Source organism: Oceanicola sp. S124 (genome assembly GCF_000220565.1).
Classification (GTDB): domain Bacteria; phylum Pseudomonadota; class Alphaproteobacteria; order Rhodobacterales; family Rhodobacteraceae; genus Pseudooceanicola.
The window spans coordinates 1-24,639 of sequence record NZ_AFPM01000156.1 but is presented as its reverse complement, the minus strand read 5'-3'; the positions used below and the strand labels follow the sequence as shown (position 1 = coordinate 24,639).

At 63.8% G+C, this 24,639-nt stretch carries 24 protein-coding genes and 1 pseudogene; 11 read left to right on the top strand and 14 right to left on the bottom strand.

Going from position 1 to position 24,639, the window contains the following annotated elements:
- The first annotated feature begins 105 nt into the window (after positions 1-105).
- Positions 106-1,473: a class II 3-deoxy-7-phosphoheptulonate synthase gene (locus tag OS124_RS0110700; protein WP_029375347.1), complete on the top strand. Its 1,368-nt coding sequence runs from the start codon at positions 106-108 to the stop codon at positions 1,471-1,473.
- Positions 1,474-1,599: 126 nt separating this feature from the next.
- On the opposite strand, the gene OS124_RS24355 is transcribed toward OS124_RS0110700, so the two are convergent.
- Positions 1,600-2,355, bottom strand: coding sequence for a PAS domain-containing protein (locus tag OS124_RS24355; protein WP_138919499.1), 756 nt, complete (start codon positions 2,353-2,355; stop codon positions 1,600-1,602).
- A 256-nt stretch (positions 2,356-2,611) separates the two neighbouring features.
- On the opposite strand from OS124_RS24355, the gene OS124_RS0110690 reads away from it, so the two are divergent.
- From OS124_RS0110690 to phoB, 10 genes and pseudogenes are all read left to right on the top strand, one after another.
- Positions 2,612-3,502, top strand: a complete 891-nt coding sequence (locus tag OS124_RS0110690; protein ID WP_010139580.1) for a YicC/YloC family endoribonuclease — start codon at positions 2,612-2,614, stop codon at positions 3,500-3,502.
- 92 nt (positions 3,503-3,594) lie between these two features.
- A complete protein-coding gene (gene gmk, locus OS124_RS0110685) occupies positions 3,595-4,236 on the top strand; it encodes a guanylate kinase (RefSeq protein WP_010139579.1) in 642 nt (213 codons plus the stop codon).
- Positions 4,233-4,755: pseudogene (locus tag OS124_RS24350) on the top strand (gamma carbonic anhydrase family protein). Before gmk ends, OS124_RS24350 begins: the two are co-directional and overlap by 4 nt.
- Before the next feature lie 10 nt (positions 4,756-4,765).
- Positions 4,766-5,818, top strand: coding sequence for an ATP-binding protein (locus tag OS124_RS0110675; RefSeq protein ID WP_010139577.1), 1,053 nt, complete (start codon positions 4,766-4,768; stop codon positions 5,816-5,818).
- Positions 5,819-6,016: 198 nt separating this feature from the next.
- Positions 6,017-7,045, top strand: coding sequence for a substrate-binding domain-containing protein (locus OS124_RS0110670; protein ID WP_010139576.1), 1,029 nt, complete (start codon positions 6,017-6,019; stop codon positions 7,043-7,045).
- Between the two features lie 102 nt (positions 7,046-7,147).
- A complete protein-coding gene (gene pstC / locus OS124_RS0110665) occupies positions 7,148-8,611 on the top strand; it encodes a phosphate ABC transporter permease subunit PstC (protein WP_010139575.1) in 1,464 nt (487 codons plus the stop codon).
- The gene (pstA, locus tag OS124_RS0110660) at positions 8,608-9,963 is read left to right on the top strand and encodes a phosphate ABC transporter permease PstA (protein WP_010139573.1); all 1,356 of its coding nucleotides are present in this window, start codon (positions 8,608-8,610) and stop codon (positions 9,961-9,963) included. Before pstC ends, pstA begins: the two co-directional genes overlap by 4 nt.
- Positions 9,964-9,985: 22 nt before the next feature.
- On the top strand, positions 9,986-10,783 hold the full coding sequence (gene pstB / locus OS124_RS0110655; protein ID WP_010139572.1) for a phosphate ABC transporter ATP-binding protein PstB: 798 nt from the start codon (positions 9,986-9,988) through the stop codon (positions 10,781-10,783).
- Positions 10,784-10,868: 85 nt separating this feature from the next.
- Positions 10,869-11,606 (top strand): phosphate signaling complex protein PhoU, encoded by a 738-nt coding sequence (phoU, locus tag OS124_RS0110650; RefSeq protein WP_010139571.1) that lies wholly within the window; start codon positions 10,869-10,871, stop codon positions 11,604-11,606.
- 1 nt (position 11,607) lies between these two features.
- A complete protein-coding gene (gene phoB / locus OS124_RS0110645; protein WP_010139570.1) occupies positions 11,608-12,300 on the top strand; it encodes a phosphate regulon transcriptional regulator PhoB in 693 nt (230 codons plus the stop codon).
- Between the two features lie 992 nt (positions 12,301-13,292).
- Here phoB and OS124_RS0110640 read toward each other — a convergent pair.
- The 13 genes from OS124_RS0110640 to OS124_RS0110580 all read right to left on the bottom strand — a co-directional run bounded on the left by OS124_RS0110640 (position 13,293) and on the right by OS124_RS0110580 (position 24,535).
- The gene (locus OS124_RS0110640; protein WP_138919498.1) at positions 13,293-14,483 is read right to left on the bottom strand and encodes a rolling circle replication-associated protein; all 1,191 of its coding nucleotides are present in this window, start codon (positions 14,481-14,483) and stop codon (positions 13,293-13,295) included.
- Positions 14,484-14,597: 114 nt separating this feature from the next.
- Positions 14,598-14,837 (bottom strand): hypothetical protein, encoded by a 240-nt coding sequence (locus OS124_RS0110635; protein WP_010139568.1) that lies wholly within the window; start codon positions 14,835-14,837, stop codon positions 14,598-14,600.
- Between the two features lie 21 nt (positions 14,838-14,858).
- Positions 14,859-15,047, bottom strand: coding sequence for a hypothetical protein (locus OS124_RS0110630; RefSeq protein ID WP_010139567.1), 189 nt, complete (start codon positions 15,045-15,047; stop codon positions 14,859-14,861).
- 4 nt (positions 15,048-15,051) lie between these two features.
- A complete protein-coding gene (locus OS124_RS0110625; protein WP_138919497.1) occupies positions 15,052-15,321 on the bottom strand; it encodes a hypothetical protein in 270 nt (89 codons plus the stop codon).
- A gap of 46 nt (positions 15,322-15,367) precedes the next feature.
- Positions 15,368-15,829 (bottom strand): hypothetical protein, encoded by a 462-nt coding sequence (locus OS124_RS0110620; RefSeq protein ID WP_010139565.1) that lies wholly within the window; start codon positions 15,827-15,829, stop codon positions 15,368-15,370.
- Positions 15,826-17,418 (bottom strand): hypothetical protein, encoded by a 1,593-nt coding sequence (locus OS124_RS0110615; protein ID WP_010139563.1) that lies wholly within the window; start codon positions 17,416-17,418, stop codon positions 15,826-15,828. The genes OS124_RS0110620 and OS124_RS0110615 overlap by 4 nt, the downstream gene beginning before the upstream one ends.
- A 97-nt stretch (positions 17,419-17,515) precedes the next feature.
- Positions 17,516-18,523: a hypothetical protein gene (locus OS124_RS27000; protein ID WP_138919496.1), complete on the bottom strand. Its 1,008-nt coding sequence runs from the start codon at positions 18,521-18,523 to the stop codon at positions 17,516-17,518.
- On the bottom strand, positions 18,520-18,753 hold the full coding sequence (locus tag OS124_RS0110605) for a hypothetical protein (RefSeq protein WP_029375346.1): 234 nt from the start codon (positions 18,751-18,753) through the stop codon (positions 18,520-18,522). Before OS124_RS0110605 ends, OS124_RS27000 begins: the two co-directional genes overlap by 4 nt.
- A 1-nt stretch (position 18,754) precedes the next feature.
- Positions 18,755-18,886 (bottom strand): hypothetical protein, encoded by a 132-nt coding sequence (locus OS124_RS28180; protein WP_272941951.1) that lies wholly within the window; start codon positions 18,884-18,886, stop codon positions 18,755-18,757.
- 223 nt (positions 18,887-19,109) lie between these two features.
- A complete protein-coding gene (locus OS124_RS0110595) occupies positions 19,110-19,643 on the bottom strand; it encodes a chemotaxis protein CheD (RefSeq protein WP_029375345.1) in 534 nt (177 codons plus the stop codon).
- Between the two features lie 10 nt (positions 19,644-19,653).
- Positions 19,654-20,712, bottom strand: a complete 1,059-nt coding sequence (locus tag OS124_RS0110590) for a protein-glutamate methylesterase/protein-glutamine glutaminase (RefSeq protein WP_010139561.1) — start codon at positions 20,710-20,712, stop codon at positions 19,654-19,656.
- A gap of 39 nt (positions 20,713-20,751) precedes the next feature.
- A complete protein-coding gene (locus tag OS124_RS26065) occupies positions 20,752-23,796 on the bottom strand; it encodes a methyl-accepting chemotaxis protein (RefSeq protein WP_010139560.1) in 3,045 nt (1,014 codons plus the stop codon).
- A gap of 190 nt (positions 23,797-23,986) precedes the next feature.
- A complete protein-coding gene (locus tag OS124_RS0110580; RefSeq protein ID WP_010139559.1) occupies positions 23,987-24,535 on the bottom strand; it encodes a response regulator transcription factor in 549 nt (182 codons plus the stop codon).
- Between the last annotated feature and the right edge of the window lie 104 nt (positions 24,536-24,639).

The window sequence follows — 24,639 nt, the reverse complement described above, 5'->3', positions numbered from 1 at the left end:
CAGAGCCCGAAGGCGACGTCAAGCGTCGCAAAAGATTATGTGGCCCTTTAGCGCTCACTCCGTTATAGGCTTGACGCCTCAAGAAGCTTGAACCCGGAGGAAGAGATGGGGACCTGGCAGAAGTCCGATTGGCGCAACAAGCCGCGGGTGCAGATGCCTGACTATCAGGATCAGGAAGCACTGCACGCCGTCGAGGCCCAGCTTTCGAAGTATCCGCCCCTGGTGTTTGCCGGCGAGGCCCGCCGTCTGCGCGAGGCGCTCGGCGCCGCCGGCCGTGGCGAGGCCTTCCTGCTGCAGGGCGGGGATTGTGCCGAAAGCTTCGACCAGTTTTCCGCCGACAGCATCCGCGACACCTTCAAGGTGATGCTGCAGATGGCCATGGTGCTGACCTTCGGCGCCAAGGTGCCCGTGGTGAAGGTGGGCCGGATGGCCGGCCAGTTCGCCAAGCCGCGCTCGGCCCCGACTGAGACGATCGGCGGCGTCGAGCTGCCCAGCTACCGCGGTGACATCATCAACGAGCTGGCCTTCACCCCCGAGGCCCGCACCCCGAACCCGAACAAGATGCTGCAGGCCTACACCCAGGCCGCCGCGACGCTGAACCTGCTGCGTGCCTTCTCGACCGGCGGCTATGCCGACGTGAACCAGGTCCACCAGTGGACCCTGGGCTTCACCGCCTCGGACAAGGCCGAACAGTTCCGCGATATGGCCAACCGGATCAGCGACACGCTGGACTTCATCAAGGCCGCCGGTGTCCAGTCGGATCGCCAGCATGCCCTGCGCCAGGTCGACTTCTATACCTCGCACGAGGCGCTGCTGCTGGAATACGAAGAGGCGCTCTGCCGGATGGATTCGACCTCGGGCAAGTGGCTGGCCGGCTCGGGTCACATGATCTGGATCGGCGACCGCACCCGTCAGCCCGACGGCGCCCATGTCGAGTTCTGCGCGGGCGTGATGAACCCTATCGGCCTGAAGTGCGGCCCCTCGACCACCGCCGAGGACCTCAAGGTGCTGATGAAGAAGCTGAACCCGAACAACGAGATGGGCCGCCTGACCCTGATCGCCCGTTTCGGCGCCGGCAATGTCGGCGAACACCTGCCGCGCCTCATCGAGACCGTGAAGCAGGAAGGCGCCAACGTGGTCTGGGTCTGCGATCCGATGCACGGCAACACGATCAAGTCGAACACCGGCTACAAGACCCGGCAGGTCCACACCGTGCTGCAGGAAGTGCAGGAGTTCTTCGCCACCCATCGGGCCCATGGCACCATCCCCGGCGGCGTGCATTTCGAGATGACCGGCAACGACGTGACCGAATGCACGGGCGGCGTCCACGCGGTCAGCGAAGAGGATCTCTCGGACCGTTACCACACGGCCTGTGACCCCCGCCTCAACGCCTCGCAGGCGCTGGAGCTGGCCTTCATGGTCGCAGAAGAGCTGGTCAACCTGCGCGAAACCCGCCTGGCCGCCAACGGCTGAGCCAGGGCGGGGCCCGCAGGGGCAGAACAGGAAAGCCGCCGTTCGGATCCCGGACGGCGGCTTTTGCTTTTGGTGTCCTTGCCTGAGGCGACGTCGCCACCGGTGACCGGATCGGCGCGAGCTGGCTCAGTCGTCCTCGACGAGGCGCAGGTAGGGGCGCGGGCCGGGCTTCAGCTTAAGACCGCCGTCCCGTCCATGCCGAGTGCTGCCGGGGGCCGGACGGAAGGGCGCCGGCGCTTCCTGAAACCCCGGGCGCGGCTCTGTCCTGTGTCTGGGCGCAACGACCGGAGCCGGTGCAGGCGCCGCTTCCTCGAGCGGTTCGTTCTTCATGAAGTCGCCCAGCAGGGGCGTGACGCGGCTGCCGATGATCTCGAAGCGGCGCGGCGCGCGGCCGATCTCTCCGGTGGTGGCCAGGCAGCCGAGCACCCGGGTGATGTCGCCCAGGTCGCTCTTCATGGGCAGCAGCAGCAGGCGGGCCTCGATCTCGGGCTTGCCGATACCGCGTTCGGCATGAAGATCCAGCGTGGCCTTGGCTGGGCTGTCGAAGACCTCTTCCAGGACCTCGCCAAGCTGGTTGCGCCCCTGCGGCGTCATGAAGGCGGACAGCGGCATGCCGCGCACCTCCATCCCCATCAGGTCTGACAGGTGCGATCCGGCGATGCGCATCCGTGCGATGCCCGGCGCGACCCGTTCGAGGATGAAGGCATATTCCAGCGCCCGCTCGATGCCGCGCGGATCGATATCGGACCGGCGCGGCACCAGGCGCCCGCCACGGATCGCTTCCCAGTAGGCTTCGACCTCCTGCACGGCGGTGAAACGCGCCTGGCTCACGAAGCCGGCCATAGTGATGACGGTGCTCCCGTCGCCTCCGTTTTGCGACATCTCGAAACTCCAGCTTGTGTCATGGCAACCCCCTGTCGTTTCATGTCAAAGCCAGTCCCGAACCGGAAAAGTCCCGGCCACAGCCGCCGAGAAGGGCGGATCCGCGTAAGGTTAAAGCTATCTTCACAGAGGTTACGTATCCATTAATATGCCAGCATCGAGAGAAATTTTCCGGGAAATCGAGACCATTGGTTAACCGAGCGTGGAGTCGGGGCCGTCTGGATTTCGGGGGGACAGTGAGAACGGAAGGGGCCGGATGACCTATTCTATGACGGGCTTCGCCACCGGGCGGGGCGAAGGGCTGGGCCATGGCTGGAGCTGGGAGCTGCGCTCGGTCAATGCCAAGGGGCTGGACCTGCGGTTGCGGGTGCCGGACTGGGTGCCGGGGCTTGAGGCGTCGCTGCGCGGCGTGCTGACCAAGGGGCTGGCGCGGGGCTCGGTGACGCTGAACCTGCGACTGTCGCGCGAGGACAGCTCGGGCAGGCTGGCGGTCAATTCCGGACAACTCGATGCGGTGCTCGACGCGCTGCGCGAGATCGAGGCGCGGGCCGGGGAACAGGGTGTCGCGCTGCGACCGGCCTCGGGCGTCGAGGTGCTGCAGATGCGCGGCGTGCTGGAACAGGCCGCCCCGGAAGAGAACGGCGAGGCGCTGCGACAGGCGCTGCTGGCCGATTTCGACGCGGTGCTGGAAGACTTCCTGCGCATGCGCGCCGGAGAGGGGCGCGCCGTGGCGCAGGTGCTTGCGGGACAGCTTGACGCCATCGAGGCGCTGGTGGTCCGCGCCACCTCCGCCGCCGCCGAGCGCCTGCCGCGTCAGCAGGAGGCCCTGCAGACCGCCATGGCGCGGGTGCTCGAGGGGGCAGGGGGCCAGGACCCCGACCGCATCGCGCAGGAGCTGGCGCTGCTGGCGATCAAAGCCGATGTGACCGAAGAGCTGGACCGGCTGGGCGCCCATGTTACCGCCGCCCGCGCCCTGTTGGCCGAGGAAGGCCCCGTGGGGCGCAAGCTGGATTTCCTCAGCCAGGAGTTCAACCGCGAAGCCAACACCCTGTGTTCCAAGGCCCAGGACAAGGCGCTGACCGCCATCGGGCTGGAGATGAAGACCCTCATCGACCAGATGCGCGAGCAGGTGCAGAACATAGAGTAGACCGGTGCCGCCCGGCCGCAGGCTTGCCGGGCCGGGCAAAACCTGCATAAGGCGGGGGCGACCTGACACGCCTGAAGCGAAAGACCAACGACATGTCCCAGCGGCGCGGCCTTCTCATCATCATCTCCTCGCCCTCCGGTGCGGGCAAGTCCACGCTCTCGCGGCGTCTGCTGCAGTGGGATCACGACATCCGTTTCTCGGTCTCGGCGACGACCCGCGCGCCCCGGCCGGGCGAGGTGGACGGAGAGCACTACTACTTCCTGACCAGGGAAAAGTTCGCCGAGCTGGTGGCCGGCGACAACATGCTGGAACACGCCACCGTCTTCGGCAACTCCTACGGCAGCCCGCGCGGCCCCGTCGAAGAGGCGATCAACAGCGGCAAGGACCTTCTGTTCGACATCGACTGGCAGGGCGGGCAGCAGATTCGGGCCTCGGCCCTTGGCAAGCACGTGCTGTCGATCTTCATCCTGCCGCCCTCTATGAAAGAGCTGGAGCGACGACTGATCAGCCGCGCCCAGGACAGCGCCGAGGTGATCGAGAAGCGGATGCAGCAGAGCCGCGACGAGATCAGCCACTGGCCGGAATATGACTACGTGCTGGTCAATGACGACCTGGACGAGACCGAGACCCGCCTGCGCACCATCATCGAGGCCGAGCGGCTGCGCCTCAGCCAGCAGCCCGGCGTGGTCGAGGTGGTGCGCCGGCTCAACGCCGAATACGAGGGCGAGGCATGAGCATCTACGCTTTGGACGACCGGATTCCGGAATGTGGCCGAAAGCGCCTGGGTGGCGCCGGATGCCAATGTCATCGGCCGCTGTGTGCTCGAGGCCGACAGCTCTGTCTGGTTCGGTGCCACGTTGCGCGGTGACAACGAGGAAATCCGCCTCGGCGCCGGGGCGAACATCCAGGAAAACACCGTCTGCCACACCGACATCGGCTTTCCGATGCTGATCGGCGCCAATGTCACCGTCGGCCACAAGGCGATGCTGCATGGCTGCGTGATCGGAGAGAACTCCCTGATCGGCATGGGGGCCATCGTGCTGAACGGTGCGAAGATCGGGCGCAACTGCCTCATCGGCGCGGGCGCGCTGGTCACCGAGGGGCGTGAGGTCCCGGACAATTCGATGGTGCTGGGCGCGCCGGGCAAGGTGGTGAAAGAGCTGGGGCCGGACTGGGAACAGCGGCTGCGTGCCTCGGCGCTGCATTACCAGCAGAACGCCCGCCGCTTCCGCGCCGGGCTGCGCGCGCTCTGAAGGGCACAGGATGACCGAGGCCTCGATCACGGCGCTGCTGACCGCCATCCCGATGCCCGCCCTGCTGGTCGGGCGCGGTGAAAGGATCATCGCCGCCAATGCCCTGACGGGAACGCTGTTCGGCCCCTCGGTCACGGGGCGGCATTTCATCACGGTCATCCGCCAGCCCGCGGTACTGGACGCGGTCGAGCACTGCCTGGGCGACCACCAGGTCCACAGGACGCAGTACCTGGCCACCCGGCGCGGGCAGGACCAGAATTTCGAGGTCACCTGCTCTTATGTCGATACGCCCCTGGGGCAGGGGGTGGTGGTGGTCTTCCACGACATCACCCAGCTGACCCAGGCCGAGCAGATGCGGCGCGATTTCGTCGCCAACGTCAGCCATGAGCTGCGCACGCCGCTGACCGCGCTGATCGGCTTCATCGAAACCCTGCGCGGCCCGGCCCGGGACGACGCGGGCGCGCGCGAACGCTTCCTCGGGATCATGGCCAACGAGGCCGAGCGGATGGAGCGGCTGGTCAAGGACCTGCTGTCGCTCAGCCAGGTCGAGGGCGAGGCGCGGATGCGCCCGACCGAACGGGTCGAGCTTCTGGGCCTGATGGAATCGGTGCGCAATGCCCTGGCGCCGCTGGCGCGCGACGCGGCGGTCGAGATCCGCATCACCGCCGAGGCCGGCGAGGTGGTGGTGCAGGGCGATCCCGACCAGCTGCGCCAGGTGCTGACCAACCTGGTCGAGAATGCGATCAAGTACGGGCGCAGCGGCAAGTATGTCGACCTCCAGCTCTCGGCCGCCTCCGAGTTGGCAGAGCTGCAGGGGCAGGGGGTGTCGGTCACCGTGCGCGACCACGGGCCCGGCATCGACGAGATCCACATCCCCCGACTCACCGAGCGATTCTACCGGGTCGACAGCCACCGCTCGCGCGAGATGGGCGGAACCGGCCTGGGCCTGGCCATCGTGAAGCATATCGTGAACCGCCACCGGGGCCGGATGCGGATTTCCTCGACCCTCGGCGAGGGGACCGCGATACGGATCGTGCTGCCGCTGTACGCGCCGCTGCGGTAACGATTCCTCAACAACAGCAGAGATTTGTCTAGAGTCGCGGCCCGGTTTCCGGGCCGCCTTCCGTAAGGGTCGGCAGAATAAGGACATTCACTGTCATGCAAATGTTACGAAACTGTCGCAAAAGCATCGCGAGCCTCTTCTAGCAAGCGGGGCAAGGCCGCCGGGGGATGGCGGTCTCTCAGATAACAGGAGCATTCCATGTCCTTCATGAAGCTGACCGCTTCGGCCCTGGCCGTCGCCGCCGTTTCCGCCACCGCGGCGACCGCACGTGACAACCTGCAGGTTGCAGGCTCGTCCACCGTTCTGCCCTACGCCTCGATCGTTGCCGAAGCCTTCGGCGAGAACTTCGAGTTCCCGACCCCCGTCGTGGAATCCGGTGGCTCCTCCGCTGGCCTGAAGCGCTTCTGCGAAGGCGTCGGCGAGAACACCATCGACATCGCGAACGCCTCGCGCGCCATCAAGACCTCGGAAGTCGAAACCTGCGCCGCCAACGGCGTGACCGACATCATCCAGGTCCGCATCGGCTATGACGGCATCGTCTTCGCCAGCCAGATCGACGGCCCGGCCTTCACCGCCTTCGAGCCCGCCGATCTCTACAACGCCCTGGCCCCGAAAGTGGTCGTCGACGGCGCGCTGGTCGACAACACCTTCACCAAGTGGTCCGACTTCAACGCCGACCTGCCCGACGCCGAGATCCTGGCCTTCATCCCCGGCACCAAGCACGGCACCCGCGAAGTCTTCGAAGAGAAGGTCCTGGCGGCTGGCTGTGAAGCCACCGGCGCCCTGGAAGCCATGGTTGCCTCGGGCATGTCCGAAGACGACGCCGAAGACGCCTGCATCGCAGTCCGCACCGACGGCAAGTCGGTCGACATCGACGGCGACTACACCGAGACCCTGGCCTCGATCGAATCCAACCCGAACGCCATCGGCGTCTTCGGCCTGGCCTTCTACGAGAACAACACCGACAAGCTGAAAGTGGCGACCATGTCGGGCGTTGAACCCAAGACCGAGACCATCGCCTCGGGCGACTACCCGGTGTCGCGTCCGCTGTACTTCTACATCAAGAAGGCCCACATCGGCGTCATCCCCGGCCTGAAGGAGTTCGCCCAGTTCTTCGTCTCCGACGAGATCGCAGGCCCCTCCGGCCCGCTCAGCGCCTACGGCCTGGTTGCCGACCCCGAGCTGGCCGGCACCCAGTCGATGATCGAGAACGAAGAGACCATGTAAGGTCCTTCCGGGCGGCTCCCCTCGGGGCCGCCCATCTTCGGGCCCCCGGCCATTTCCGGCCGAGGGCCTTTTCGCCGCAATGATCCTTCCAGCGAGTATTCCATGCCGGCAACCTGGATTTTCCTTATCGTCCTGGCGCTTGCCGCCATCGGATACGTGCTGGGCCGCAGCCGCGCCCTGGCCTCCGCGGGCGGTGACAGCCGTCACCTGCATTCCCTCCCATCCTATTACGGCGCCAATGCCGCGCTGCTGGCCCTCGTGCCCTCGCTTCTGGTCCTGGTGATCTGGCTCTTCGCCCAGCCCCTGGTGATCCAGAACCGGGTCGAGCACCTGGTGCCCGAAACCAGCTATGAAACCGAAGGCGAGCTGAGCCTGCTGATGTCCGACGTCCGTCGCATCGCCGATGGCCTCGACCTGGCCGTCGAACGCGGCGCCCTGACCGAGGACGAGGCCAGCGACATCCGCGTCGAATTCACCGACATCCGCGAGCGTCTCGGCGCGGTCGGTGTCGCGCTCGGCTCCGACGTGCAGGCGCCGATGCTGGCCGCCGCCAAGGCCTGGCGCGAGATGAACGCAAGCGGCAACCTGATCCGCACCGTGGTCGTGCTGCTGGTGGCGCTGGCCGGCTTCGGCCTGGGCCTGACGCGGGCCCGGAAGGACTTCCGCGCCCGCAACTCGGTCGAGAAGGTGATCAAGGGGCTGCTGATCGTCGCCGCCTCGCTGGCCATCCTGACCACCCTCGGCATCGTGCTATCGCTGCTGTTCAACACCATCGAATTCTTCCGGCTCTACCCGGCGCTGGACTTCTTCTTCGGCACCACCTGGGCGCCCTCCTTCGGGGGCGGGTCCGAGCTGGGCATCCTGCCGCTGCTCTGGGGCACGCTCTACATCTCGATCATCGCGCTGGCGGTGGCGGTGCCGATCGGCCTCTTCGCGGCGGTCTACCTCAGCGAATATGCCTCGCCCGCCGTGCGCAGCTTCGCCAAGCCGCTGATCGAGGTGCTGGCCGGCATCCCGACCATCGTCTACGGCCTCTTCGCGCTGCTGACCGTCGGCCCGCTGCTGTTCCAGGCCTTCGGCCCCGGCACCCTGGGCTGGATGGGTGGCGGCCGCGCCGTGATGACCGCAGGCCTCGTCATGGGCATCATGCTGATCCCCTTCGTCAGCTCGCTGTCCGATGACATCATCAACGCCGTGCCCCAGGCGATGCGCGACGGTTCGCTGGGTCTTGGCGCCACCAAGTCCGAGACCGTGAAACAGGTCGTCCTGCCTGCCGCCCTGCCGGGCATCGTGGGCGCCATCCTGCTGGCCGCCTCGCGCGCCATCGGCGAAACGATGATCGTGGTGCTGGGGGCAGGGGCCGCGGCCCGCCTGTCGATGAACCCCTTCGAGGCTATGACCACCGTCACCGCCAAGATCGTCAGCCAGCTGACCGGCGACGCCGACTTCGCCTCGCCCGAAGCTCTGGTCGCCTTCGCCCTCGGCATGACCCTCTTCGTCATCACCCTCGGCCTCAATGTCTTCGCGCTGTGGATCGTGCGCAAATACCGGGAGCAATACGAATGACCGACGCAACCGCATCCGGCGTCCCCGCGGGCAAGCACACCTCGGGCTCGCTGCTGGAACAGAGCCCCCGCACCAAGCGCCGCAACGCCTCCGAAGCCCGCTTCCGCTTCTACGGCATGGCCGCGGTCGGCATCGGCCTGGTCTTCCTGGTCCTGCTGCTGATCGCCATCGTGCGCAACGGCGTGCCGGCCTATACCCAGACCTTCCTCAGCCTGCCGATCGAACTGAAGGCCGAGGCCCTCGACAAGAACGGCAACCGCGACCTCGAGGACATCCGCAAGGTCTCGACCTTCGGTTACAACCCGCTGCTGGACGAGGCGCTGCTGCGCGTGGTCGCCGACAACGGGATCGAGAGCGACTATTCGGGCGCCGACCTGCGCAAGATGATCTCCTCCTCGGCGGCCGCACAGGTGCGCGACTACGTGCTGACCCATCCCGCCCAGATCGGCGAGACGGTCGAGTTCCGCGTGCTGGCCTCGTCGCGCGTGGATGGCTACCTGAAGGGCCGCGTGCTGCGCGAGGACCTCGAACGCGACAAGAACCTCGACGCCGCGCACCTCGACATCATCGACGTGCTGAAGGACGCAGGCGCCGTCACCCGGACCTTCAACTGGGCCTTCATCTTCGGCGCCGACGCCTCGGAGAGCCGTCCCGAGCAGGCCGGGATCGGTGTCTCGATGCTGGGCTCGCTGTTCATGATGATCGTGGTGCTGGTGCTCTCGCTGCCCATAGGGGTCGCCGCCTCGATCTACCTCGAGGAATTTGCGCCGAAGAACCGCTGGACCGACCTGATCGAGGTGAACATCTCGAACCTGGCGGCCGTGCCCTCGATCGTCTTCGGCATCCTAGGTCTTGCGGTGTTCATCCAGTTCATGCACCTGCCGCAATCGGCGCCGCTGGTCGGTGGCCTGGTGCTGACGCTGATGACCCTGCCGACGATCATCATCTCGACCCGCGCCTCGCTGAAATCGGTGCCGCCGTCGATCCGGGATGCGGCCCTGGGTGTCGGTGCCTCGAAGATGCAATCGGTGTTCCACCACGTGCTGCCCCTGGCCATGCCCGGCATCCTGACCGGCACCATCATCGGCCTGGCCCAGGCCCTGGGCGAAACCGCACCGCTGCTGCTGATCGGCATGGTGGGCTACATCGCCTCGAACTATCCCGACGGGGTCGCCTCGGGCTTCCTCGATCCGAACTCGGCCATGCCGGCACAGATCTATGAATGGGCCAAGCGCGCCGACCCGGCCTATTACGAACGTGCCTGGGGGGGGATCATCATCCTGCTGCTCTTCCTCATGACCATGAACATCATCGCCGTCATCCTGCGCCGCCGCTTCGAGCGCCGCTGGTAACTGATAGGATAGGGACAGACCCATGTACGACTCGCCTTCCCTGGAGACCAAAGTGACCGACAAAGCCATCAAGATCGCCGCGCAGAACGTTCAGGTCTTCTACGGTGACACCCATGCGATCAAGGACGTCAACGTCCAGATCCAGGACAAGACCGTCACCGCCTTCATCGGCCCCTCGGGCTGCGGCAAATCCACCTTCCTGCGCTGCCTCAACCGGATGAACGACACCATCGACATCTGCCGCGTCGAGGGCGACATCCTGCTGGACGGAGAAGACATCTACGACAAGCGCGTCGATCCGGTGCAGCTGCGCGCCAAGGTCGGCATGGTGTTCCAGAAGCCCAACCCTTTCCCGAAGTCGATCTACGACAACATCGCCTACGGACCCCGCATCCACGGCCTGGCCAAGAGCAAGGCCGACCTCGACGAGATCGTCGAGAAGTCCCTGCGCCGCGGCGCCATCTGGGACGAGGTGAAGGACCGTCTGCATGCCCCCGGCACCGGCCTCTCGGGCGGCCAGCAGCAGCGCCTCTGCATCGCCCGCGCCGTCGCGACGGAACCGGAAGTGCTGCTGATGGACGAGCCGTGCTCGGCGCTTGACCCGATCGCTACAGGCCAGGTCGAGGAACTGATCGACGAGCTGCGCGACAGCTACTCGGTGGTCATCGTGACCCACTCGATGCAGCAGGCCGCCCGCGTCAGCCAGAAGACTGCCTTCTTCCACCTCGGCAACCTGGTGGAATACGGCGAGACCAGCCAGATCTTCACCAATCCGGTGGACAGCCGGACCGAAAGCTACATCACCGGCCGGATCGGCTGATCCGACGCCGCAAATCCCTGTGACGGGGCAGGGGGTACAGCCCCCTGTCTTCCCTCAGTGACCACGGGTGAGGAGCCCAAGACCGATGTCTGACCAACATATCGCAAGTGCCTACGACCGCGACCTCGAAGGCGTCCAGGCCCGCATCATGAAGATGGGCGGCCTTGTCGAACAGGCCATTCTGGACGCCTCGCAGGCGCTGGAAGACCGCGACGAGGAGATGGCCGAGAAGGTGCGCGCCGGCGACCGCGTCATCGACGAGCTGGAAGAGCTGATCCAGGAAGAGGCCGCGCGCATCATCGCCCTGCGCCAGCCCGCCGCCGGCGACCTGCGCATCGTGCTGTCGATCCTGAAGATCGCCGGCAACCTCGAGCGGATCGGCGACTACGCCAAGAACATGGCCAAGCGCACCTCGGTGCTGGTCCAGATGCAGCCCATTGCGGGCGCCCATACCGCGCTGCGCCGCATGGCGCGCGAGGTCGAGACCATGCTGCGCGACGCGCTCGACGCCTATATCCAGCGCGACGCAGTGCTGGCCCAGGACGTGATCAATCGCGACCGCGACGTCGACCAGATGTACAACGCGCTGTTCCGCGAATTCCTGACCTTCATGATGGAAGATCCGCGCAACATCACGGCCTGCATGCACCTGCATTTCATTGCGAAGAATACCGAGCGGATGGGCGACCATGTCACCTCCATCGCTGAACAGGTGGTCTATCTCGTCACCGGGGCTGCCCCGGAAGAGAGCCGCCAGAAAGGCGACCGGACCTCGACCGACCTCAGCGTTGCGCCGACCGCTCCCCTGAGTGGAGAAGAGTAACATGGCTGCAGATCAGCAACCCACCGTTCTTGTCGTCGAAGACGAACCGGCACAGCGGGAGGTTCTGGCCTATAACCTTGAAGCCGAAGGGTTCCGAGTATCCCGGGCAGAGAACGGCGAGGAGGCCATCCTTCTCGTCGACGAGGTTGCGCCCGATATCATCGTGCTGGACTGGATGCTGCCGAACCTCTCGGGCATCGAGGTCTGCCGGCAGCTGAAGATGCGCTCGGAGACGCGCGGCGTGCCGATCATCATGCTGTCCGCGCGCTCCGAGGAGGTCGACCGCGTGCGCGGCCTCGAGACCGGCGCCGACGACTACGTGGTCAAACCCTATTCGGTGATCGAGCTGATGGCCCGGGTCCGCGCGCAGCTGCGCCGCACCCGGCCGGCCTCGATGGGCGAACGGCTGGAATACGAGGACATCGTCCTGGATGCCGAAACCCACCGGGTGACGCGCCAGTCCAAGGAGCTGAAGCTGGGTCCGACCGAGTTTCGCCTGCTGTCGACCTTCATGGAAAAGCCCGGTCGCGTCTGGTCGCGCGAGCAGCTTCTGGACCGTGTCTGGGGCCGTGACATCTACGTCGACACCCGCACCGTCGACGTCCATATCGGCCGGTTGCGCAAGGCCCTTTGCGCCCATGGCGGTGACGATCCGCTGCGCACGGTGCGCGGCGCCGGCTATGCGCTCGGCTGAAAGCCGGGCAGGGCACCGTCTTATGGATCTCCGCGTCGCCCGTTGGCGCGGAGGTCGTTCGCCCGGAATGGAACAATGCACCATCCCGATCGCTGACCACACCCGGCGGGTGCACGTCATTTGCTCCGGTCCTGACCTATGGATCCGGGGGATTTTCTGGCGTGGTCAGGGCTGTGCTGAGAAGGGTGTTCTTGATCGACACTCGGTTAAAAAGCGGCGCGTGCTTGCGCAACGAGCAAGCGCTGACAAAAGCTCTATAATTAGTAAAGAGTAATCCGCACTTTCAAAACGGAATATTTAGGGAAGGGGAATAGATATCGCTTTCCCCAGAAGGTCGGCCACTAGATAGAGTGTGAACAAACCGGGAAGCTTTTTTGCTTGCCCTGTACGCATAATATTTAGGCACTCAACCTTGACGTGTCATGCGCCAGGAGCCGCAGACTGACTGAGAGAAGAGTAGAAGTTAAAGGACCGTAGGCGACTGGGGCAGCGCGCGCAATGCGAACGGAGAGGACCGTGCTAACTGCCAGAAGACAGCGCCTACGGAGAGGGCCGGGGGAAGGGGGCTTCGCCCCCTCCCCCGGACCCCCACCCCCCGGGGGGGGTGGGGGATAGCCTATCGGCGTAATTCGCCCCGAAGCCCTCGATGCAACACCGTTGGCTGGGACGTTCCGCGAATTGATAGGGAGTGAGTAGGTTGAGAGTGCTGTGGCGGCTGAGGCCGGGGGCGCTCAGCGGCGACTTAGTGCCTCCGGCACCGAGTCTGCAACGACACCACGCAAGCGCGGGTGTCGAGAGGGTAAAGGCTGGGGAAGGAGGGAAGGACGAAGGGCCTGCCCCAGAGGAAGCAGGCCCAGCGAATGCGGCAAGGTGGTGATCAGCGTTCGCGATCACACCACGGGACAAAGGGACGCGAGCCGCCGCCTTTAGATCTGGTATCCGAAGGACGGGCCTTGCAGGTGCGGCCATCCTCGGGCCGGTCAAGGACCGGGTCAGCCTCCCGTCGCCGGGAAGACTCGGCGGGCTTGGGCTGTGCCCCGGAGGTGGCAGTACGTGTGGAGGCCTGCACCGGGGCGACTACGACGCTTTGCGGGGTCTTCGAAGCCCGGGAGAGCGCGGTAGCGGATTTCGTACGCTTCATCTTCATAGCGTTCGAGGCCAAGCCGGGCGAGTGTCTCGTCCGGGTATCCGTTGAGACACTTCCAACAGGGTAGCTCACGGCCACAGGAGCGGACAAACTCGGCGTCCTGATGGCGCTGCGCTTCCTCTCTTGATCTTCGCGCGAGCTGCGCGGCGATGTCGGGGTTTTCTTCTTCCGGTTTGCCAAGGAGAACCTCCAGGTCGGCTTCGCTTCCCTCAAGGGAGGCGATAAGGGAGGACCATTGCGGCGCCGGTGCGCCTGTGGTCCATACAATGCGCTTGTTCAGCGCAACGAGGGCCCAGAGGGCCTTTTTTCGGAAGGTGCCATTGGGCACCCAATAGCCGGACATTCCCGGCACCCGAAACTCTAGTTTGGGCATGACAGCGCGAGCGGCGAGAAGCCGTTCCATCTTCTGGAAGAGCCATTGTTCTCCAATGGCCGGGCGCTTGGACATGCGGAATAGACCAGTGGCGAAGTTTTCAGACTTGGCTTCGCGCATCGTCCCTTCGGACTTTTCGCCGGTGAACTGGTCTTTGAGACAGTAACTCAACACATAGGCCATGCCGCCCTCGTCGGGTTCCTGAAACGTGCAATAGCCGTGCTCCCAGAGGGACCAGTTCAGGCGGCGCTTGCGCTTGCCGATCGTGAGCATGTCGGCCAGCTTCTGGAGCAACGTGCGGCGGATACGCACTTCACCGAGATCCCAGAGCGGGACATTCGAATAGAGGATAAGATGCCAGTGGCAGCGCCCGTTTCGGTCGCCCTGTTCACCAGCACAGAGGAAGCGGATTACGGGTTCCACGTTGAGCCGCTTCTTTTTGGCATAGCGCTTAGCAGCGGAGCGCAGACGGGCCATGAAGGCCCGGACGTCAGCATAGCAGAACATCTGCGCCGCATCGCGGTTGTGCTGGGTTTCGTCGGAGTAGGTAAGGGCCACACAGAGCGTGTGCGGCCATTGAGTCTTTTCAGCCATCGCGCGGGCAATCCAGTTGTGCCGACGCGTGGCAATGCAGTCGTCGCAGGTGCGACACGCAAAGGTCATTCCGTCCTGCTCGATTGGTCGGGTGCACATGAGTTGAGTTCCTTTAAGTGCATACTGGAACAAGGGGGATGCAACGCCCCGGCCCCCACTTCGTTAGGGGGCCGGGGCTGAGGACTACGCCGCAAGCCAGTCAGAGGACTGGACTTTGAAGCCGGGACATAGCTTCGGCGCGTAGTCATTGTGACCGGATACCTTTTCAAGGCCGGGAACGCGCGCCAGTTCAGCCTTGAGGCTGAGGCGCTGCGCCTCGGTGAAATAGTCATCAAAGGTGCCCATGCGGTCGATCTTGCGGCTTTCGATCAGAAGGACGCCGAGAGTCCCGCGGTTGCGCTCGATGCAGTGCGCCCCGATCATGTCAACAGGGCGACCGGGGAACTACGTGCCGTCCGGCATGCAGAGGGCGTGATAGCCGAAGCCGTTCGAGAAGCCCCGTTCCGTGTGCCAACGGTTGACGGTCGTGAAGACCTGAAACGGGGTCATGTGGTCGAACTGACCAGTGTTGATGGCGCAGCAGTGTAGAACCGCCTCCCGAACCGGGTAGCGCGCCTTTCCTTGATAGATCATGTTGTTATTTCACTTCTCTAAAGTGACCGCCGGGGGCTACGCGGTATTCGCGAAGGAACCCGGCCCAATTGCGGTAGTGCTCGACTTCGACGCGGTACATGCGCGCGACGATGCGAACGGCGATGGCAAAGGCCTCTTCGAAGTCGGGGGGCAGCGTGTCGCCCCCATCGACAGGAACAATGACAAACCCGTTAGTCGGATAGTCGAGTTCAAGCTTTGCAGGCCATCCGTGCTTGCGGAGGGCCTTGAGAACGAGCGTGGCGAAGTATTCCAACGCGCCCCGATCTTTCGGGACGCGCCAGGTACGCTTGACGTAGCGCCTACTCGACGCCATCGCCTTCCGGCTCTGCGGTCGGCTCGGGGGCAGGGGTGTCGTCCTCGATCACGGGATGCGGCTGCTTGGCCTTGGGGATGCGCTCGACCTTGGCAAGCTGGCGCTCGCGCGCTTCGACGCGCTCGGTGCGAGCCTGAAGACGGGCGATCAACATCCGGGTTTCCCGCTCGAAGCGCGATGCGGTGGTAGGCTGGAAGTCAGGGTTTGCGCCGGTCTCGCGGTGCAGCGGATGCCGCTGAACGCCGATCCGGTGGCGCGGGTTGAGCGCGACGAGGCCGTCCGACACCTCGAAGTGACAGCCCTCCGGAAGGAGGGGCTGAAACTCCATGGCGGAGACAGAGCCGGGTGGCACGTCGATGGACGCGAGGATTTCGCCGTCCGCCGAGACGATATCGAGGGAACCGCCAGAGGCGGACACGAGGCGGGTATTCAGACCGATTTCGTTCATTCTTCATTGTCTCCGAAAACGTTTTCATCTTCGAGAATTGCCAGTTCTTCGACCGGGGTCGGGCCGAAGATAGTCGGGGTCTGCATGACGACGGTCGAGCTTGCGATATAGGTGCAGACTTCGGCGAGCTGGTCGGCGAAGGGGTAATGCTCGAGGTCGTCCGGATAGAGGATGCTTTCCGGCGTAACCGACATGGGCACCTCGAGCTGCCAGACGGCCGTCTTGTTGGCGACCGTCTCGGGATCGAGTTGCCGCCCGAGGCCGTAGTGGACATAAGTGCGTTTCAGGCCGTTGTGACCGACATAGAGGGCGACCGTGCTTTCATCACCGGCGTCACAGTCGCTGAAGAGTTCCCGGACGGTGACCGGAACGGGATCCAGAGCCAACTCGTCGGCGACGAAGTTGTCCAAGCCCCAGTTGTCGGAAAGGTAGGGGTGAGGCTGCGACGAAAGGGTTTCGTCGGGCTTGATCGACGCGAACGTGATGATGATACCACCAAGTTCCGTGCGCGGGATGGGGACGTTGAAACTGATCTGCAGCATCATGTCGGAGCGCATGACGTCTTCATTCACGCCGGTCTTGTCCGTCGCGCCGACGATGGAGCGCCCGAACACCTTACGCTGTTCGGAGATCACGAACGGGATTTTGCCCGTATCGACAGAAAGGCCATGCGCCCAGCGAAGGGCCATTTCCTCGCCGTACTCGGCGTTTTCATCCACGATCTTGCGCATTGCGCGGGTAAGACGGTCTTGCGTCTCGGCGTTGTAGAAGTCCGTGAGGCTGATATCAGCCGCGCCGCCGAGGTCGGCCCATATCTTGGGAGAGCCGGGCTTGGCAGGGTCTTGGGCGATGAAGAACGATACTTCGCCCGTTCCGTGACTACCGTCATCGCTATTCCAGCCGACACGCTGGACAGCGCTTCCGGCGGTGTCCCCGGTTTCAAGGGACCAGGTGGAATGGGCAGTGCCATTCGGCGACACATCGGTAGCGAGACCGACGCCCTTGACGGGAATTTCGCCGGAGAGCGACACCTTGCCGTTAACGCGGTCTTCGGGATCAAGAACGCCGTTGAGGCGATCCAGAACGGTTTGCCCGATCAGGCACGGGGTCAGCGCGGTGTTGCTGTGCAGCAGCGTGGAGGCTTTGACATACTTCCGCTGGCGCAGGAAGTTGACGGCGGCGTTGTGGCCCAGACGGACCATTTCGTTGACCTTCTTCACGCCGCCGATAGAGCGCGGGTTGACGCCGCACCGCTTGGAGATTTCGCCCTCGTTTTCGAGGCCGAAGAGCGGATTGCCGGAGAGCAGCTTTTCGCGAATGACTTCGGTCATACCGGCATAGGCGGCTTCGGGGTCCTTGATGGCGTCGATGGCCTGAACCGGGACGAAGACAGAGATCAATTCGCCGGTGATCGGCGTGATCATGCGGCCCGCGATGGGGTCCAGTTCATAGGTGACCTGTTGAGACAGGAAACCACCTTCGTTGCCACGGACAGGCACGGCCATGACGGGGGCGAGCTTGCCACCACGGAACCGGCCAACGAGCGTGCGCGCTTCGCGGCGCACATTGCGAGCGTTCTGATAGCTCATTTCTTCCTCACGGATTTGATTTTTCGGGAAAGGGTCTTGATGGACTTGGACAGCGCAGCCTTACGGCGAGCGCAGCCCTTGCAGAGCCGACGCTTCATCAGCGCGCCCCCACAAATGGTGTGGGCGGATACATCGGATAGTTGATGTAGGGGAGGTGCTGGCGCTTCTGGCGAGGGGGCGGGGTGTCACCGCCCGACGCGCGCCGATCCCCGCGAGAACCGGGGGGCCGCGCATAGCCGCGTGGATACCCCTGATCGCCGAACGTCATGTCATTCGTAGACCGCTTGGGACCAAGCTGAACCGAATGGCGTTCGGCAAACTGGTTGTACTTGTGATACGCGTAGGAACCAGCAACCGGAGCCGCAAGGCTCGGGTAATCGTACCACTGCAACGGCTCATCACCATCAGCCGTTGGCACGTAAATGGGGAAATCTAGGTGGGGATTATCCACCACCATAAACCCCGAGGTCGTATTGACAGGGGCGTTATCGACTTCACGCCGAGGATCGACCGGAAGCCTTTCGGAAAGCGGCCTTACGTCAGCAGGTTCACCAGAGCCAGCAGCAGCGCCAGAGCCACCGCCACCGTTACCGGAATTATCAGGCTGGCCTTGAGAACCTCCACCAGAAACCGAACCATCCGAACCTCCATTGCGATTGCCGGGGAAGTAGCGTTCCCACGAAGCACCGGCGGGCTTACCGGGCCTCCACAGAACGTCCGAGAGGGACGGCGTGGAGACGTTACCCGAATAGATACCGCCAACTCGGGGACGGATAGTAAGGTCTTGCACCTTCTTTTCAAGCTCGGCGTTTTCCTCGCGGAGCCGTTGTTCTTCTCCTTTCTTTTGGGCGCTCGCAGCGAAGCCGTCAGCCAAGTGCAGCGCGGCATCGGCAATTGCCGATCCCATGTAGTTCTGACCACCGGACGCAACAGCGCCGGGAGCAGAGGTCAGAGCCGTGAGAGGGTTGAAGCCAGCCGCCTCAGCCTCGGACCTGATCTTTCCATAATCAGGCACGACATACTGCGGCTTGCTGCTCTTGCGGCCAAACAGACCACCGAGCAGCGAACCACCGAACTTGAGAGCAGTGGACGCGAGCAAGCTCATGCTTGCACACGCTGGCGCGGGCGCTTCTCGGCTTTGGAGTAATGAACCCCAAGACCGGAAGAGCGCTTGTTCATGTCAGAGACAACCTTGGCCTCGGATACCCAGTAGATATCGGCCACAAGTTGAATGGCGAGCGTCAATTCCGGACGGGAGTAACGCTCGCTGACGACGTACTGGACCAGCCGCCAAAGCGCTTGATCGTACGTTTCGAGGGGAGAGCGGTCCTGCATGTCAGAGACCGCAGAACGCGCTGTAGCCCTCGGCATAGGCGACGGCAGCAAGGGTGCCGAGCGCGCCCAGCAGAGCGGGCAACACGGATTTGCCCGCCATGGTGAGGGTGGTCTTCAGAAGGGTGTTTTTCATTGCGTAAGCTCATGGTTAAACGAGGCGCCAAAGTGCGCCACAACCAAGAGCTAGCAAAGGTTCTATAATTAGTATTATGTAAATATTTACTTAACACTCCGACCTCCAGAGCCAGTCGAACCTGACCTAATCCGTGCGACGGCACTACCGTCGCTGCCGACGCACGAAATCAGCTAACAGGCCTCGCCAGTCTCATTGCGGCGCCAGAGTAGCTCTACACCGATCAGAACAATTCTACGCCGTTGCGCTCTTCCCGCTCTGGTTTCGGAGGTGGCGCGACAACCTCCGGCGCGGCTGCCACGGTGCGCTGCATGACGCGTCCTTCGTCGACGATGAACTTGATCTGCCGCGCCGAGGTGCCGCCTAGGCTCTTGCCTATCAATGGGATGCCTTCTCGTTCGAGAAACTCTACGACGAAGATGCCATTCGAATGGCCGATATCGGAGAGACCGTTGATCATGTTCGCACCGCCGAAGACCTTGGCATTCAGGCGCGAGCGAATGGCGCCCAAGCGGACCAGACCGTTGATCAGCAACTCCATCGCGTTGACACCGGCATAGTCATTGACGCCAAGCGCCGTATGAGAGCGCGCGACCAGGATATGGTTCATTCCGCCGACCCCCCTGACCGGATCCCAGATGCAGGTTGCAACGCAACTGCCGAGAATGGTCGTAATCATCCCGCCCCGTACGTCCGACACCGCCCATTCACCCTGGGTGATATTGATATGCGGGCCCTTGCCTCTTGCCTGTCTCATGTCCCGCTCCTCAGTTTCGTCGACTGTCGCAACAGGCGCAGATGGCCTGGGCAATCTGGGGCAATGGCAATTGCTGGTCCAGAATTCCGAGTTCGGCGGCGGCGCGCGGCATTCCGTAGACCACGCTGGTCGCCTCGTCCTGACCGATGCAATGTGCTCCCTTGCGCTTGAGGGCCTGCATCCCGTTTGCGCCATCCTTGCCGATACCCGTCAGCAGGACCGCAACGATATCCTCGGCGCATTCTTCCGCCGACAAGAAGAGTTCGTCGACCGAGGGGATGTGGCCATTCCGCTTGGGCGCGGCGATCCCAATCGTCTGATATCCCCTGCCGGCGCGCCGAATCCCCGTGTGTTGGGCACCGCCGGGTGCGAGATAGATATGGCCTTGTTCCAGTGTCTTTCCGTCAATCGCCAGTTCGACCCGCTGCGGCAGGATATCGTCCAGGCGGCGGGCAAAACTAACAAGGAAACTCTCGGGCATGTGCTGGGAGATGACTATCGGTGGCGTATCGACCGGCATGCGTCGCAGGACGGTTTCGACCGCCGCGACGCCTCCAGTCGAGGCCCCGATCAGTGCGATCCTTCCGTTCCAGCGCTGCAATCGTGCGATTTCGACCGGTGCTTCGCGATCGGGAAGTTCGGCGGCGGCCTGGCCGCGTTTGAAACGTTTCGCCGTCTTGACCCGTGAAACCAGCTTTTCCAGTCCCTCGGGTGTGATGCCGCTGACTGGCTTCGGCAGAACGTCAACCGCCCCAAGCGAGAGGGCACGCACCGCATTCTCACTGCCCTGCTGGGTCACGGATGAGAACATTACGACCGGCATGGGACGCAGTCGCATGAGCCGTTCGAGGAAGTCCAGACCGCTCATTCGAGGCATCTCGACATCGAGTGTCAGAACATCGGGGTCGAGCTTCTTGATCAACTCGCGCGCCATGTAGGCATCGTTCGCCACGCCGACCACCTCAATCGAGGGATCCGAGCTCAGAGCGTGGCGGATCAGGCCCTGAACCGAGGGCTGATCATCCACGATCAGGACACGCGTCTTTTCATCCGGGCTCGACAGCGCCATCTGTTCTCCATTCGGGTTTAGTTGCTGGCACATGCCAGGTCAGAAGTCTTCCCAGTCACTGGCCTCCGGCGCCGGACGGGGCGCGACGGCCAGATTGCCCTGAGTCGCAGGCTGAGCTGCGACGCCCGCACGCCCCTTGCTGGTACGTGGCATGCTTCTGGGCTCTGCTGCCGACACGGTCTGCACATCGCCGACCCTGAAATGACCAATGGTTTCGGCCAGACTGTTCGCTCGATGCGCGAGCGCGTGGCTGGCCGAGGTTGTTTCCTCGAACATCGCCGCATTCTGTTGCGTCACATGGTCGATCTGGTTCACGGCCGAGTTCACCTGGTTCAATCCGATGCTCTGTTCCTTTCCAGCCTGTGCAATCTCGGCGATGTAGTCCGAGATCTCCGATATCGAGCTGACGATCTTCTTCAGCGTTTCCCCGGTCACGCCCACAAGTTCGACCCCGCGCGACACATGCTGACCTGAAACTGTTATCAGTTGGTTGATCTCTGCAGCTGCATTTGCACAGCGTTGCGCAAGCGCGCGCACCTCGGTCGCAACGACTGCGAAACCGCGACCCGCCTCCCCTGCCCGTGCAGCCTCGACGCCTGCGTTGAGAGCCAGGAGATTGGTCTGGAACGAGATATCGTCGATCACGGAGATGACCTTGACGATTTCCTTTGATGAGGCGGAGATTTCCGCCATGGCCGTTTCGGCCTCATCGACAATCGAGCCGCTTTCCTCAGCGCGCGCGCGCGCCTCGGTCACCACCTGGTTGGCTCGGGCAGCGCCATCGGCAGTCTGCCCTATATTCGTCGTCAGTTCATCGAGGCTCGACGCGGTGTCCTGCAACGTCAAGGCCTGACGTTCGGTACGTACGGACATTTCGTCAGCCGCTTTCACGATCTCCGCCGTCTCGCTGTGCATCGCCTGGGTTTGGCGCGCGATATTCGCCATGGCTTGCGTCAGGTTTTCGAGGGCATCGTTGAAATCAGTGCGCAATTGTTCGTACTCGGGGGCAAAGGGGGTGTTCAGACGCGAGGTCAGATCGCCGCTCGAGATATCCCGCATGCCGATACGCAGTGCCTCGACAACGCTCTGCTGGGCTGCCTGCATGGCCTGCTGCCGCGCCTCTGCCTCGCGAAGCTGGCTCTGGGCCGCAGTGACATCCGACCCGATCAGGGTCATTCCCGACGCATCCCCTCGACGGTCCAGGATCGGATAGAGACCGCCTTCGACAAGCGCGTCCTCCTTGCCTGGACGCGACAGGATGAACCGTCCCTTAATCGTTTCGCCAGCCATGACACGTTCCTCAAGCCGGCCCTGGTCGTCGTCCCCCTCGAGCCGGATCTGCTCGGTGAAGGCTCGTCCCACCAGGCTGTCTGCAGAGGCCCCTGCGAGCTTCAGGAAATTGTCGTTGAGGCGCAGGAACTTCCCTTCGACATCGCATTCGGCGAAGATCTGACCGCTGTCGATGGCGTTCAAGACCGCGGTCCGTCGGCGCACCTCGGTTACATCCACCCATTCGACGACCAATCCGCAGAAGTTGCGGTCACTGTCCCAGACTGCACTCAGTTCGATCTGCACATGGGCGTCGCCAACACGAATATCGGTGCGGAACGGCAGCCGGTCAGGATGGTTGATCAGTGCGCGGATCTGTTCGGGCTTGGCATGAAAGATGTCCATGTTCACGCCAATCAGTTTGTCCGGATCGAAATCTGCCATGATCTTGCGGAACTCGTCGACCTGACCGCGCATCATCTCGCGCACCGCGTCGTTCATGTATGTGATGTTGAAGTCATCATCGGTGATCATCAACGCCGCAGAGGTTGCATCCAGCGCCGCGCTCTGGAAGGCCATGTCGCGTTGCATGGCCTGAGACTGAAGCAACTTGCCCCGCAGTTCTTCAAGCGACCGCGAAATCGAACCAAGCTCGTCTCCACGGGTGACATGAGGTACCGGCGTCTCGTAGTCCTCGCGGCTGACCTCGGAGATGCTGCCCGAAAGATCGCGCAGCGGGCGCGTGACGCTGCGCGCAATCAGCGTACCGATGACCGCCGCGAGTGCGAGAATGATGCTGCCGTAGGTCAGGGTTGACCCCAGAAAACCGGACACGGCCTTGAGCATCTCTGCCTCGGCGATCTGGACCAGGAAGATCCACCTTTGACCAAAGATGTCGGCGGGAGCAAAGCCGGTCGCCATGGGGAGCGCCGCACCCTGGGTCAATTGCGCATGGGTCACGCCGCTTTCCCCATTCAGGGCGCTTTCCAGCGGCGAGCCTGCCTCGATGGTCGTCTCGGACCATCCCTCTGCGTGGGTGCGGGCCTTGCCGTCGAGGCCGATCGCAAAGTCCCTGCCACTGTCTCCAAGTCCTCCGACCCTCCCCAGATTGGCCGAAATCGTCTCGGTGGTCAGACGGAACGCGATGGCGCCCAGCATCACGTCCCCGGCCTGGCGGATCGGCGCGACCACGAAAGCGGAACCTTCGCCAGCCGGCGCATAATCGGTGAAATCCACGAAGGCGATGTCCTGAGCGCTTTCGCCCGACAGCACCCTGAGAGCCGTCGCGAAGAGAGGAATATCGCCCTGGTCGCCCGCACGGCTGGCGAAGTCACGTGCCTTGGACAGGGAATAGACAACCTCACCCGCCGGATTGAACAGCAGCACATCTTGGTAGGTGCCCCGTCGGGCCACACCGGCGAAATGGCTGTGAAACCGCGCGTGGAGGCGCGAGTAGACGGAACCGTCACCCGGATCCTCAAGCCCTGCCCCCTGCCCCGTCACGTAGAGGCTGCGCAAGCGCTCTGCGGCATCGGGGCCCAGGGTCTGCCAGGCCGCCGCGAAGCTGCGCGTCGCGTTCGAGACCAGAGGGTTGTGGGACTGGATGACCAGATCCGTGGCGACCTCTTCCGACCAGCGTGTCAGAGCCTCTGCGCGGGCCTCGGCGATCTGCCTCACCTCGTGTTCGCCACTTTCGATAAGTGTCTGTTTTGCCGAAGAATATGTCAGGTATCCCATGAGGCCGAGCGAAAGCGCGACAATCAGGAAGAACGCTGCGGGCAGACGCAGAGCGATGCGAATTTTCGAAAGACCCATGTGTTTCCCCTGCACGACCCTTGTAGATCCGTTTCCACGAATGACGTCGCGCAAGTGCCGGCGACAGTCCGGGTCGGTATGACCGCCGAGCGATGAATTTTGCTTTAAGTCTGCCCCTCAATCGGCGGTCCGGGCTGAAGAATTACAGAGAATTGCAGGCAATCGGCGCCACGGCCGGGCTCCTGCCGGCTCAGAGCAGCCCCATGTCACGACCGATCAGCGCCGCCTGGGTCCGGTTGCGGGCCCCCAGCTTGCGGCTCAGACGCTGCATGTGCAGCTTCACGGTGACTTCCTGCAGGCCCAGATCGCGGGCGATTTCCTTGTTGGACAGGCCGGCGGCAAGGGCGGTCAGCACGTCGACCTCGCGCGGGCTGAGCCGTGGTCGGGGCTCGCGCCCCAGAAACTCTCCGATCCGGTCCAAAACCACCTGCGGCGCCAGAGACTTGCCGAGGACGGCCGCCGCGCCGGCCGCGCACAGATCGGCGGCCTGCGACGCGTCATGCGCCCCCGCGGTGATCAGCACCGGCACCTTGCCGAAAGCCGCTTGCAGCCGCGCGATATCCCGACGCGGTTGCAGGCCTTTGAGGCGCAGGTCCAGTATGATCAGGTCAGGCACCGCCCGGCTCAGCGCATCCTCCAGGCTGTCGCAGCAGGTGACCGTCAGGCCGCGCGCGCGCAACCAGGCAGAAAGCGTGTCACGCAGGAGCGCGTGATCGTCGATGAAGAGAATACCGGTCATGCGCCCCCTTTTCCGCGCCGATGCGGTCGCGCTAGAGGGAACATTAAGACATTGCCGATAGCCATTCCCTTAACGGCACCCCGCACGGGGGTGGCCCTTCAGAC

What these genes read in the sequence shown, in the direction of transcription:
- OS124_RS26065 (WP_010139560.1), bottom strand. Translation starts at nt 23,796, where the DNA reads ATGGGTCTTTCGAAAATTCGCATCGCTCTGCGTCTGCCCGCAGCGTTC.
- OS124_RS0110580 (WP_010139559.1), bottom strand. Translation starts at nt 24,535, where the DNA reads ATGACCGGTATTCTCTTCATCGACGATCACGCGCTCCTGCGTGACACG.
- OS124_RS0110690 (WP_010139580.1), top strand. Translation starts at nt 2,612, where the DNA reads ATGACCTATTCTATGACGGGCTTCGCCACCGGGCGGGGCGAAGGGCTG.
- OS124_RS0110590 (WP_010139561.1), bottom strand. Translation starts at nt 20,712, where the DNA reads ATGGCGCTGTCGAGCCCGGATGAAAAGACGCGTGTCCTGATCGTGGAT.
- OS124_RS28180 (WP_272941951.1), bottom strand. Translation starts at nt 18,886, where the DNA reads ATGAAAAACACCCTTCTGAAGACCACCCTCACCATGGCGGGCAAATCC.
- OS124_RS0110635 (WP_010139568.1), bottom strand. Translation starts at nt 14,837, where the DNA reads ATGATCGGGGCGCACTGCATCGAGCGCAACCGCGGGACTCTCGGCGTC.
- phoU (WP_010139571.1), top strand. Translation starts at nt 10,869, where the DNA reads ATGTCTGACCAACATATCGCAAGTGCCTACGACCGCGACCTCGAAGGC.
- OS124_RS27000 (WP_138919496.1), bottom strand. Translation starts at nt 18,523, where the DNA reads ATGAGCTTGCTCGCGTCCACTGCTCTCAAGTTCGGTGGTTCGCTGCTC.
- phoB (WP_010139570.1), top strand. Translation starts at nt 11,608, where the DNA reads ATGGCTGCAGATCAGCAACCCACCGTTCTTGTCGTCGAAGACGAACCG.
- OS124_RS24355 (WP_138919499.1), bottom strand. Translation starts at nt 2,355, where the DNA reads ATGTCGCAAAACGGAGGCGACGGGAGCACCGTCATCACTATGGCCGGC.
- OS124_RS0110630 (WP_010139567.1), bottom strand. Translation starts at nt 15,047, where the DNA reads ATGATCTATCAAGGAAAGGCGCGCTACCCGGTTCGGGAGGCGGTTCTA.
- pstA (WP_010139573.1), top strand. Translation starts at nt 8,608, where the DNA reads ATGACCGACGCAACCGCATCCGGCGTCCCCGCGGGCAAGCACACCTCG.
- OS124_RS0110595 (WP_029375345.1), bottom strand. Translation starts at nt 19,643, where the DNA reads ATGAGACAGGCAAGAGGCAAGGGCCCGCATATCAATATCACCCAGGGT.
- OS124_RS0110615 (WP_010139563.1), bottom strand. Translation starts at nt 17,418, where the DNA reads ATGAGCTATCAGAACGCTCGCAATGTGCGCCGCGAAGCGCGCACGCTC.
- pstB (WP_010139572.1), top strand. Translation starts at nt 9,986, where the DNA reads ATGTACGACTCGCCTTCCCTGGAGACCAAAGTGACCGACAAAGCCATC.
- pstC (WP_010139575.1), top strand. Translation starts at nt 7,148, where the DNA reads ATGCCGGCAACCTGGATTTTCCTTATCGTCCTGGCGCTTGCCGCCATC.
- OS124_RS0110620 (WP_010139565.1), bottom strand. Translation starts at nt 15,829, where the DNA reads ATGAACGAAATCGGTCTGAATACCCGCCTCGTGTCCGCCTCTGGCGGT.
- OS124_RS0110670 (WP_010139576.1), top strand. Translation starts at nt 6,017, where the DNA reads ATGTCCTTCATGAAGCTGACCGCTTCGGCCCTGGCCGTCGCCGCCGTT.
- gmk (WP_010139579.1), top strand. Translation starts at nt 3,595, where the DNA reads ATGTCCCAGCGGCGCGGCCTTCTCATCATCATCTCCTCGCCCTCCGGT.
- OS124_RS0110640 (WP_138919498.1), bottom strand. Translation starts at nt 14,483, where the DNA reads ATGACCTTTGCGTGTCGCACCTGCGACGACTGCATTGCCACGCGTCGG.
- OS124_RS0110605 (WP_029375346.1), bottom strand. Translation starts at nt 18,753, where the DNA reads ATGCAGGACCGCTCTCCCCTCGAAACGTACGATCAAGCGCTTTGGCGG.
- OS124_RS0110675 (WP_010139577.1), top strand. Translation starts at nt 4,766, where the DNA reads ATGACCGAGGCCTCGATCACGGCGCTGCTGACCGCCATCCCGATGCCC.
- OS124_RS0110700 (WP_029375347.1), top strand. Translation starts at nt 106, where the DNA reads ATGGGGACCTGGCAGAAGTCCGATTGGCGCAACAAGCCGCGGGTGCAG.